Source organism: Teichococcus aerophilus, from assembly GCF_014490485.1.
Classification (GTDB): domain Bacteria; phylum Pseudomonadota; class Alphaproteobacteria; order Acetobacterales; family Acetobacteraceae; genus Pseudoroseomonas; species Pseudoroseomonas aerophila.
The window spans coordinates 36,217-46,955 of the sequence record NZ_JACTVA010000045.1 but is presented as its reverse complement, the minus strand read 5'-3'; the positions used below and the strand labels follow the sequence as shown (position 1 = coordinate 46,955).

The window sequence follows — 10,739 nt, the reverse complement described above, 5'->3', positions numbered from 1 at the left end:
GCCCCCGAGCCAGCCGCGGCGCCGGCCACCGCGGCCGCAGCCCCGGCCGCCGGCCAGGGCGTGGTGCCGCCCCAGACCATCCGCGTCTCCGTGGATGTGCTGGAAGACCTGATGACGCTGGTCAGCGAGCTGGTGCTGACGCGCAACCAGCTGCTGCAGCTGGTGCGCGCCCGCAGCGACGCGGCGCTGACCGTGCCGTTGCAGCGCCTCTCCCACATCACCTCCGAATTGCAGGAAGGGGTGATGAAGACGCGTATGCAGCCGATCGGCAATGCGTGGCAGAAGCTGCCGCGCATCGTGCGCGACCTGGCCAACGAGCTGGGCAAGAAGATCGAGCTGGTGATGAAGGGCGCCGAGACGGAGCTGGACCGTCAGGTGCTGGAGCTGATCAAGGACCCGCTGACGCACATGGTGCGCAACAGCGGCGACCATGGGCTGGAGACGCCGGACCAGCGCCGCGCCGCCGGCAAGCCGGAAACCGGCCGGGTGATGCTGAACGCCTATCATGAAGGTGGCCACATCATCATCGAGATCGGCGACGACGGGCGCGGCCTGCCGGCCGAGAAGATCAAGCAGAAGGTGCTGAACCAGGGCCTGGCCACGGAAGCCGAGCTGGCCGGGATGAGCGAGCGGGAGATCCAGCACTTCATCTTCCGCGCCGGCTTCTCCACCGCCGCCGCCATCACCTCCGTCTCCGGCCGCGGCGTGGGCATGGACGTGGTGAAGACGAATGTCGAGAAGATCGGCGGCACCATCGAGCTACGCTCGGTGGAAGGGAAGGGCACGACCTTCTTCATCAAGATCCCGCTGACGCTGGCCATCGTCTCCGCCCTGATCGTCGAGGCGGGGAAGGAGCGCTTCGCCATCCCGCAGATCGGTGTGGTGGAGCTGGTGCGCGCCGGCAGCGGCGGCAGCACCATCGAGCGCATCGACCAGACGCCGGTGATGCGGTTGCGGGACCGGCTGCTGCCGCTCGTCTCCCTCTCCAAGCTGCTGAAGCTGGATGATGCGGAGATGGTGCGGGAGGAGGATGCCGGCTTCGTCGTGGTGACGCAGGTGGGGCCGAACGTCTTCGGCATCATCGTCGACAAGGTGTTCGACACCGAGGAGATCGTGGTCAAGCCGGTGGCGCCGATCCTGCGCCACGTCACGATGTTCAGCGGCAACACCATCCTTGGCGATGGCAGCGTCATCATGATCCTGGACCCGAACGGCATCGCCCGCGCCACGGGCGTCGGCGCCGATGGCCCGGCCGAAGATGCCGGCCGCACCGATGGCATGACCGGCTCCCGCTCCACCGAGCGGACGGCGCTGCTGCTGTTCCGCGCCGGGGACGAGACGCCGAAGGCGGTGCCGCTCGGCCTCGTCTCCCGCCTGGAGGATCTGCCGGCGGAGAGCATCGAAATGTCCGGTGGCCAGCCGTTGGTGCAGTATCGCGGCAAGCTGATGCCGTTGGTGCCGATGTCCGGCCACTGGATGGCGCCGGCGCCGGGCACCCGCCAGGCAGTGCTGGTATTCAGCGACCAGCATCGCGCCATGGGCCTGATGGTCGATGCCATCCTGGACGTGGTGGAGGAGCACCTGGAGATCGAGGGCAACCACGACCGGCCGGGCTTCCTGGGCGGCACCGTCATCGGCGGCAAGGTGACCGACGTGATGGATTGCGCCTGGTGGCTGCGCCAGGCCGGCGACGACTGGTTCAAGCCGCAGCCGACGCGGGAGAATTCCGGCAAGCGGCTGCTGCTGGTGGAAGATAGCGCCTTCTTCCGCCACCTGCTGGTGCCGGGTCTGACCGCCGCCGGCTACGACGTCACCGCCGTGGATACCGGCCTGCAGGCGCTGCGGTTGCGCGAGCAGGGGGCGATGTTCGACATCATCGTCTCCGACATCGAGATGCCGGAGCTGGACGGGCTGGGCCTGGCCCGCGCGGTGCGGGAAGGCGGCCCGTGGCAGCACCTGCCGATGATCGCGATGAGCGCGCGGGCGGAACCGGGCCATGCGCAGCGCTGCCGTAACGCCGGCTTTACCAACAATGTTGGAAAATCGGACCGCGAATCGCTGCTCTCCGCGCTGCGCGAGAACCTGGCCACCCCGGCAACCTTCTGAGGAGCAAGACCGATGCAGACCGAAGCGCGTGTGTCCGGCCTGCCGGGCGCATTGCCCGGCGTGCCCCCGGTGGCGGACGCCGCCGCCGAGATGTTCCTGACCCTGACGGTGGCGGGGCAGTTGTGCGGCGTGCCGGTGCTGGCAGTGCGGGACATCCTGTCCTCCCAGGCCATCACCCGCGTGCCGCTGGCGCCGGCCGAGGTGGCGGGTAGCCTGAACCTGCGAGGCCGCATCGTCACGGCGATCGACCTGCGCCGGCGCCTGGGGCTGCCGAAGCGCCCCGCCGGCAGCCCTTCGCCGATGAGCGTGGTGGTCGAGCAAGGGGGCGAACTCTACAGCCTGCTTTCCGACTCTGTCGGGGAAGTGGTGCCGCTCTCCGCCGAGGGCTTCGCCGGCAATCCGCCGACGCTGGACCCGGTGTGGCGGGAAGTTTCACGTGGCGTGCACCGGCAGGGCGACAGGCTGCTGATCGTGCTGGACGTCGACCGCATCCTGGCGATCGGCTGAGAGAGGAACGAGCAAAATGAACACTGCGGTGAACTGCCTCGTGGTGGATGACAGCCGGGTGGTGCGCAAGGCCGCGCGCCGGATCCTGGAACGGCACGGCTTCCTGGTGCGGGAGGCGGCCGATGGCGCCCAGGCGTTGGAAGCCTGCCGGGAAGCGCTGCCCAGGCTGGTGCTGCTGGACTGGAACATGCCGGTGATGGACGGCTTCGAGTTCCTGCAGGCGGCGCGGGCCGAGTTCGGCGCCGAGGAACCGCTGATCATGCTGTGCACGACGGAAAGCGAGTTCGAGCGCATCGTGATGGCGCTGGAGGCCGGGGCGCAGGAATACATCATGAAGCCGTTCGACGACGCCATCCTGACCGGCAAGCTGGCGCAGCTGGGGCTGGTGAGCGAAGACGCGGACGCATGACACCCGCCTCGCCGCAGGCATCGCCCGCCGTGCGCGTGATGCTGTGCGATGACAGCCCCACCGCGCGCACCGCGATGGGCCGGGTGCTGGAGACCGACCCACAGGTGAGGGTAGTGGCCCGTGCCGGAGATGGCAGGCAGGCGCTGGAGATGCTGGAAGCCATGCCGCCGGCCAACCGCCCCGACGTGGTGCTGCTGGACCTGGAGATGCCGGTGATGGATGGCATGACGGCGCTGCCGCTGCTGCTGAAGGCGCAGCCGAAGCTGGCGGTGATCGTCGCCAGTGCGCTGACGCAGCGTGGCGCGCAGGCGGCCATGGCGGCGATGCGGGCCGGTGCCGCCGATTACCTGCCGAAGCCTACCGCCGAGGGTGGCGGGCTGCGCGACCCTGCCTTCCAGGCGGAGTTGCTGGCAAAGGTGAAGGGCTGGGCGCGCATGCAGGCCCGGCCGGTACAGCGCCCTTCCGTGCCGACGGTGGCGCGGCCTGTCCCACGACTGGGCGGGATGGTGGCGCGGCCGAAGGTGCTGGCGGTGGGCTCCTCCACCGGGGGGCCGCAGGCTTTGGCCAGTTTCGTGCGTGCCCTGCGGATGCCGGTGCCGGTGCCGATCGTGATGGTGCAGCACATGCCGGCAGGCTTCACCGCCATGCTGGCCGACCATCTCGGCCGGCTGGGCGGCCCCGCCGCCGCCGAGGCGCTGGATGGCGAGACGCTGAAGGCCGGCCGCATCTACCTGGCGCCGGGGGACAAGCACCTGCTGGTGGAAAATCATGGCGGCAGCCTGGTGGCGCGGCTGGATACCGGCCCGCCGGAGAATTTCTGCCGCCCCGCTGTCGACCCGACGCTGCGCAGCCTGGTGGCCGCCTGCGAGGGGCGGATGACGGTCGTGATCCTGACCGGCATGGGTTCGGACGGGATGCTGGGCTGCAAGGCGGTGGCGGCGGCGGGCGGGATGGTGCTGGCGCAAGATGAGGCCTCCAGCGTCGTCTGGGGGATGCCGGGCGCCGTGGCGCGGGCGGGGCTGGCACAGGCGCTGTTGCCGCCGGACCAACTGGCGGAACGGGTGATGGCGCAATTCAACGCGGTGGGAGGAACGGCATGAACGCCGAAGGGTTTGCTTCGATCGCGGCGCTGGTGAAGGCGCGGTCGGGAATCGTATTGACGCCGGACAAGGAATACATGCTCGACACGCGGCTGGCGCCGCTGATGAAGCAGGCCGGCATTCCCAACCTTGATGCCCTGGCCTTGAAGTTGCGCGACCCGCGCGCCGACGCGCTGGCAAGGGACGTGACCGAGGCGCTGACGACGAATGAGAGCAGCTTCTTCCGCGACGGCAAGCCATTCGACCATCTGAAGCGGCTGCTACCGCCGCTGATGGCCAAGCGTCCGCCGGGGCACCGGCTGCGTATCTGGTCCGCCGCCTGCTCCACCGGGCAGGAAGCCTATTCGGTGGCGATGATCCTGCAGGAGCTGGGCATCAAGAATGCCGAGATCCTTGGCACCGACCTGTCCCGCGAGGTGGTGGAGCGGGCGCGGGACGGCGTGTTCACCCAGTTCGAGGTGCAGCGTGGCCTGCCGGTACAGATGCTGGTGAAGCATTTCCGGCAGGAGCGTGGCAAATGGCGCGTCGGCCCCAGTTTGCGGGAGATGGTGCGCTTCGAGGAACGCAACCTGCTGGGCGACCACCGGGCGCTGGGCAAGTTCGACGTGGTGTTCTGCCGCAACGTCCTGATCTACTTCGACCCGCAGACCAAAGGGCGCGTGCTGAATGCCCTGGCGGCGCAGATGGCGCCGGATGGCGTGATGTATCTGGGCGGTGCGGAAACGGTGCTGGGGCTGACAGACAGGCTGGCCCCTGTCAGCGGAGAGCGCGGTGCCTATGCGCTGGCGGCAGCGGGCCAGGCGCGCATGGCTGGCTAGGGCGTCATCGCCGCAGGTCGGGCCGACTGACAAGGTGGGATACGCGGTGGCTGGTGCGGGCTGCCGCATCCGCCAGTGGCGGATATGCGCAGGGCCTGCGCCGGCCGCGATTCACGCTGAGAGAGAGGCTGTGCATGAATCGCGGCAAGGTGCGCACCAGCCCCGCAAGGGGCCGGCGCGCACCGTCAGGCGCCTAAGGCTGGAAGGGTCAGGCGGCGGCGTGGGCACTCAGCGGCGCGGGGGCCGGCACTTCGGGGATGCCGCCGAAGCGGTTGGCCAGGGTGTTCGGGTCCCGCAGCACGTAGCCGCGGCCCCAGACTGTGCCGATCAACTCACCGGCGCCGGCCTGGGCTAGCTTCTTGCGCAGCTTGCAGATGAAGACGTCGATGATCTTGGCTTCCGGCTCGTCGATGCCGCCATACAGGTGGTTGAGGAACACTTCCTTGGTCAGCACCAGGCCCTTGCGCAGGGTGAGCAGCTCCAGGATGGCGTATTCCTTGCCGGTCAGGTGCACGTCCCGGCCATCGACGCGCACTTCGCGGGAGCCGAGGTTCAGCGTCAGCGGCCCGACCGAGAGGGTCGGCTGGCTGAAGCCCTTGGCGCGGCGGACGATGGCCTGGATGCGGGCCAGCAATTCCTGCTGGTCGAACGGCTTGGTAATGAAGTCGTCGGCGCCCATGCCGAAGCCCTTCACCTTCGCCTGCGGGCGGGAGAGCCCGGAAAGGATGAGGACGGGGGTTTCGACCCGGTTGCCGCGCAGGCGGCGGACCACCTCGTAGCCCTCCATATCCGGCAGCATCAGGTCGAGGATAACGATGTCGTAGTCGTAGAGGGCGGCGAGTTCGAGCGCCTCCTCACCAGTGGTGGCGATGTCCACCATCATGGAAGCGGCCTTGAGCATCATGGACACGCCACGAGCGGTGGTCAGATCGTCTTCAACCAGGAGTGTACGCATTTTTGGGTGCCTCTCAATCTATGCGTGTATTGATACCACCCAGAGGCGAGTTGCGAAGATGTTTTTCATCTTTGAGACGTATCAAGAAATATGTTAAGCGTAAAAAAAGATACTAAAAAGGTAGGTCTGCGGGTTTAGGAGCTGATAAATAACGCTTTAGGCGGGACAGCCTCTGTTCGAAGAAGCGCGAAAAATTTTCGCCTTAAAGTTGTATAGCCTGTCGCACAGAGCTCAGCAGGAACACAAAACAGAGATTTACGAAAAATGAGACGATTTTGGTAAAGGGATCTGCGCTCTCTCACCGAATCGCCGCCAAGCAAAAGGGCGCCGGATCTCTCCGACGCCCTTCCTGGCCAACATGCCGCATGCCGTTCAGGCGTGGCGGCTGCGCGGTTCCCTTAGCGCTCCAGGCAGAGCGCCACGCCCATGCCGCCGCCGATGCACAGTGTCGCCAGGCCCTTCTTGGCGCCGCGGCGCTGCATCTCGTACAGCAGGGTCGTCAGCACCCGGGCGCCGGAGGCCCCGATCGGGTGGCCCAGGGCGATGGCGCCGCCATTGACATTCACCTTGGACGTATCCCAGCCCATGTCCTTGTTCACCGCGCAGGCCTGGGCGGCGAAGGCCTCGTTGGCCTCGATCAGGTCGAGGTCGTCGATGCTCCAGCCGGCCTTCTTCAGCGCCAGGCGGCTGGCGGGGATCGGGCCGGTGCCCATGATGGCGGGATCGACGCCCGCCGTCGCCCAGCTGACGATGCGCGCCATCGGGGTGATGCCGCGCTTCGCCGCCTCGGCCGCGCTCATCACCACGGTGGCGGCGGCGCCATCGTTGATGCCGCTGGCATTGCCGGCGGTGACGGTGCCTTCCTTGCTGAAGGCCGGCCGCAGCTTGGCCAGGATTTCCCGCGTCGTCTCCGGCTTCGGGTATTCGTCGGCGCTGATCACCGTGTCGCCCTTGCGGCCCTTCACGGTCACGGCGGCAATCTCGTCGGCAAAGCGGCCGGCGGCCATCGCCTCGCCCGCCTTGCGCTGGGAGTTGTAGGCGAACTCGTCCTGCTCATCGCGCGTCAGCTGGAATTTCTGCGCCACGTTCTCGGCCGTGTTGCCCATGTGGTAGCCGTTGAAGGCGTCCCACAGCCCGTCGCGGATCATGGTGTCGATGAAGGCGAGGTCGCCCATCTTCTGCCCCGCGCGTAGATAGGCGGCGTGCGGCGCCAGGGTCATGCTCTCCTGCCCGCCGGCCACCATGATGGTGGCATCGCCAGTGGCGATCTGCTGCGCCGCCAGCGCCACGGCCCGCAGGCCGGAGCCGCAGAGCTGGTTGATGCCGAAGGCGGTGTGCTCCACCGGGATACCGGCGGCGACCGAGGCCTGGCGGGCCGGGTTCTGCCCGGCGGCGCCGGTCAGCACCTGGCCCAGGATGACCTCATCCACCTCTCCGGGCTCGACCTTGGCGCGGGCCAGCGCGGCCTTGATGGCGGTGGCGCCCAGTAGATGGGCCGGCACGCTGGCGAAGGCGCCGTTGAAGGCGCCCACAGGCGTGCGGGCCGCCGAGGCGATGACGATGTCTGTCATTGGAAGTCTCCCTGATCTGGGCCGTGCGACAGGTTTCACTCTGCGCTGCGGCCCGGGGCGCCACAAGCCTGTGCGAGGGCGGGCCGGCAGGCCCCAGCGCCTGGGCGCGCGGACGGCCGGTGCCTAAAGGCGCGACAGCCACTGCAGCAGGGGCGCCCACAGGGCTTGTTCCGCCCGGCTGCCGGCGGCCATGCCGATATGCCCGGCCGGCGTCATGTGGATGTGGGCGTGCGGGATCTGGCCCGCCAGGGCCAGGGCGGAGGCCGGCGGCACGATGCGGTCCGCCTGCGGAATGGCCAGGAAGCAGGGCAGGGTGAGCGCCTCCGGCCGCACCGCCGCGCCCGCCACCTGCCAGCGGCCGGAACCTGGCTCGTTGCGACCATACCAGCCGCCCAGGCATTCGCGGGCGACCGGGGCGGCCAGCGGGACGCCGTCGTTCAGCCAGTCCTCCAATGCCACGAACAGGGTGGCGCGCCGGTCGGCGGGGTCCAGCCGGCCGAAGGCGCGGAACTTGCGGGCGATGGCCCAGGGGTCCAGCCCGGCGAACAGCGCTTGCAGCACATCCACCGGCAGCGCGCCCTGCGCCTGCAACAGCGGTTCCAGCATCGGCAACATGCGGGCGGCGCCCTGCGCGCGGGCGGCTACGTCGGCACCGCCGGCGGCGAAATCCCACGGCGTAGCCAGCAGCGCCAGCGCGCGCACCCTGTCCGGCCGCCGCAGGGCCTCGGCCAGCACCAGCAGGCCGCCCATGCAGTAGCCCACCAGCACCGCCGGCCCCAGCGCCGCCACGGCGGGGGCGGTGAGGGCGCGTTCCAGCCGCCCGGCGATGTAGTCGGTCAGCGTGAAGCGGCGCTCGGCCTCTCCAGGCCAGCCCCAGTCCAGCAGCAGAACGCGGGTGCCCTGCGCCGCCAGGTGGCGCAGCATGGAATGGTCCGGCAGCAGGTCCAGCACATGGGCGCGATTGACCAGCGACGGCACCACCAGCAGCGGCACGCCATCCCCGCCATAATCCAGCAGGCGGCTGCCGCCTTCCTGCCAGAGCACCGGAGCCTCCGCCGCCTGCCGCTGCCAGGGGTGGCGGCGATAGGCCGCGATGCCGCTGATCAGCCCGCGGTCCTGCCGCGCCAGCCGGCGCAGCACGGCGGCGCGGAAGGCCTCAGGACTGTGGCGGCCGCCGGCGAGGGCGGCGCCGATCCGCTGGCTCTCCACCTGTCCCGGCTTCGAGAGCGGCCAGCCGGCGTTCAAGCCGTTCGATGTGCTGGCGTAGGGCGCTGTCGCCACCGCCGCCATCCCCCGGTTCAGGGCGAGGCTCAGATGCAGGGGCAGCGGGCGTGGGCCGCGGCGGAGCGGCGGTGTCATGCGGCGGGGCTCCCGCAGGCGGGAAAGGCCAGGCTGTTGCCGTGAAGGGGGGCATGCCCATGTTGGGCTGCATGGCTAAGCCGGGCCAGGCCTGGGGCCAACTGCCCGGCCAACCGCTTGGGCCCTGGAAGCCTTGTTGCGGAAAGCCCATCGGCGGCGGTCCGCCAGCGCCCTGCGGCGTCATTCCCGCGCGCATCCAGCCGGATGCCAGCGCCATGCCGTGCGCGGCCCAGTTGGCCCAGCTTTCCGCCAACTCCCGGTCGGCCGCCAGGGCGGAGATTTCGCTCTGCCAAAGTGCGATCCAATCGTCCGCGAGCCTTTCCAGTTCCTCCGGGGTATCGCCCGGCCCGTCCGTCTGCATCCGCTTCCTTTCGGTCCGCCGGCGCCGGTTGTCCAGCCGTGGTCCGGCACAGGAACGGAACGTGCCAGAACTGACACAGTTGGTTCGCACTGCACCAAAACGCGTGCTAGGCTTTCTGCGCGCGAAAAGTTGCGCGCGGGAAAGAAGGGCGGAACCCCCATGGGCGAAACGGCGAAACAACGCGAGAGCGGCGATCAAACCCTGCCGCCCGTCGTCATCAAGAAATACGCCAATCGGCGCCTCTATAACACCGAGGCCTCCTCCTACGTCACCCTGGAGGACCTGGCCGGCATGGTGCGGGAAGGGCGGGACTTCGTTGTCTACGACGCCAAGTCCGGCGACGACATCACCCGCGGCGTGCTCACCCAGATCATCGTCGAGGAAGAGTCCAAGGGCCGCCACCTGCTGCCGATCCCGTTCCTGCGGCAGTTGATCGGCCTGTATGGCGACAGCCTGCAATCCCTGGTGCCGCGCTACCTGGAAGTGGCGATGGGCAGCTTCTCCCGCCAGCAGGAGCAGATGCGCCAGTCGGTCGAGCAGGCGATGGGCGGCTTCAACCCGTTCGGCGGGTTGGAAGAGGTCAGCAAGCAGAACATGGCGATGATGGAGCGCGCCATGAGCCTGTTCAGCCCCTTCCCGCGCAAGGACTTGCCCGGCGCCCCGGCACCGTCGCGCGAGGCAGAGGAGCTGGAGGTTCTGAAGGCCGAGCTGCTGGCCGCCCGCCAGCAACTGGCGAAGCTGCGGCGCGAGGCCGGCAACCGGGATAGCTGATCCGCCAGGGCGCGGTCACCGCCACGGCGCGGTGGCCACGCCCGCCAGCGAAGACGGCTGTCTTGGCCTGTATGACCGCGCTGTGGCGGCAGGGCGTGGCGGCGGCCTCACGTATTGTTCACGCGCCGATTTAGCCTTCCAGGCATCGGGGTGCGCCACGGCATCCTATCTATGGTTGAATGACACATCGGATAGCAGGCATGGCTGACACGATGGCCGGATCTTCCACGGCCGCTGAGCAAGATGACCGTCCCACCGCCCGGGCGAAGCAGGCAGACCGCCATGTCGGTGCCCGCATCCGCGAGCGGCGCCTGATGCTGGGCCTTTCCCAGCAGCAGCTGGCTGCCATGATCGGCGTGACCTACCAGCAGGCGCATAAATACGAACGTGGCCTGAACCGCATTTCCGCTGGGCGCCTGTTCGAGATCGGCATCGTGCTGGACGTCCCTGTCTCGTGGTTCTTCGAGGGGCTGGGCGAGGACGGCGCGGCGCAGCCCCTGGGCACGCGCCAGCGCATGTGCCTGGAACTGGCCCGTAATTTCGCGCTGATCGATAACGAGAAGCACCAGGAGGCGCTGAGCCAGATGGCCCGTGCCCTGGCCGCACAATCCCAAGGCCGCCCGGTCGATTAAGGCGCGCCCGCCGCGGCAGAGCAGCCGGCCCTTGCTGGTTGATGAAGCGCCAGGAAGACCGATCTGGCCTGCGCGTCTGTCCGCAGCTTGAGAGGTTCGGATATTTCGAACCTTGGGGTGTCCTTACACTCGATAGTGATTGATTAACCC

At 68.7% G+C, this 10,739-nt stretch carries 10 protein-coding genes; 7 read left to right on the top strand and 3 right to left on the bottom strand.

The window, feature by feature from the left end:
* The 5 genes from IBL26_RS19855 to IBL26_RS19835 all read left to right on the top strand — a co-directional run.
* Positions 1-2,106 (top strand): hybrid sensor histidine kinase/response regulator (locus tag IBL26_RS19855; protein WP_241749588.1); only part of this gene is annotated, 2,106 nt, incomplete at its 5' end.
* Positions 2,107-2,118: 12 nt separating this feature from the next.
* Positions 2,119-2,613 carry a chemotaxis protein CheW gene (locus IBL26_RS19850; RefSeq protein ID WP_187786248.1) on the top strand — a complete coding sequence of 165 codons (495 nt, stop codon included), beginning with the start codon at positions 2,119-2,121 and terminating at the stop codon, positions 2,611-2,613.
* Positions 2,614-2,629: 16 nt separating this feature from the next.
* On the top strand, positions 2,630-3,022 hold the full coding sequence (locus IBL26_RS19845) for a response regulator (RefSeq protein ID WP_187786247.1): 393 nt from the start codon (positions 2,630-2,632) through the stop codon (positions 3,020-3,022).
* On the top strand, positions 3,019-4,122 hold the full coding sequence (gene cheB, locus IBL26_RS19840) for a chemotaxis-specific protein-glutamate methyltransferase CheB (protein WP_187786246.1): 1,104 nt from the start codon (positions 3,019-3,021) through the stop codon (positions 4,120-4,122). Before IBL26_RS19845 ends, cheB begins: the two co-directional genes overlap by 4 nt.
* Positions 4,119-4,940, top strand: coding sequence for a CheR family methyltransferase (locus IBL26_RS19835; protein ID WP_187786245.1), 822 nt, complete (start codon positions 4,119-4,121; stop codon positions 4,938-4,940). Before cheB ends, IBL26_RS19835 begins: the two co-directional genes overlap by 4 nt.
* Positions 4,941-5,148: 208 nt before the next feature.
* Here IBL26_RS19835 and ctrA read toward each other — a convergent pair whose 3' ends face one another.
* The 3 genes from ctrA to IBL26_RS19820 all read right to left on the bottom strand — a co-directional run bounded on the left by ctrA (position 5,149) and on the right by IBL26_RS19820 (position 8,825).
* Positions 5,149-5,895 (bottom strand): response regulator transcription factor CtrA, encoded by a 747-nt coding sequence (gene ctrA / locus IBL26_RS19830; RefSeq protein WP_187786244.1) that lies wholly within the window; start codon positions 5,893-5,895, stop codon positions 5,149-5,151.
* Between the two features lie 398 nt (positions 5,896-6,293).
* The gene (locus IBL26_RS19825) at positions 6,294-7,466 is read right to left on the bottom strand and encodes an acetyl-CoA C-acetyltransferase (RefSeq protein WP_187786243.1); all 1,173 of its coding nucleotides are present in this window, start codon (positions 7,464-7,466) and stop codon (positions 6,294-6,296) included.
* Positions 7,467-7,589: 123 nt separating this feature from the next.
* Positions 7,590-8,825: an alpha/beta fold hydrolase gene (locus IBL26_RS19820; protein ID WP_187786242.1), complete on the bottom strand. Its 1,236-nt coding sequence runs from the start codon at positions 8,823-8,825 to the stop codon at positions 7,590-7,592.
* Positions 8,826-9,345: 520 nt separating this feature from the next.
* On the opposite strand from IBL26_RS19820, the gene phaR reads away from it, so the two are divergent.
* Positions 9,346-9,957, top strand: coding sequence for a polyhydroxyalkanoate synthesis repressor PhaR (phaR, locus tag IBL26_RS19815; RefSeq protein ID WP_187786241.1), 612 nt, complete (start codon positions 9,346-9,348; stop codon positions 9,955-9,957).
* Between the two features lie 200 nt (positions 9,958-10,157).
* Positions 10,158-10,589 carry a helix-turn-helix domain-containing protein gene (locus IBL26_RS19810; protein ID WP_187786240.1) on the top strand — a complete coding sequence of 144 codons (432 nt, stop codon included), beginning with the start codon at positions 10,158-10,160 and terminating at the stop codon, positions 10,587-10,589.
* The last annotated feature ends 150 nt before the right edge of the window (positions 10,590-10,739 follow it).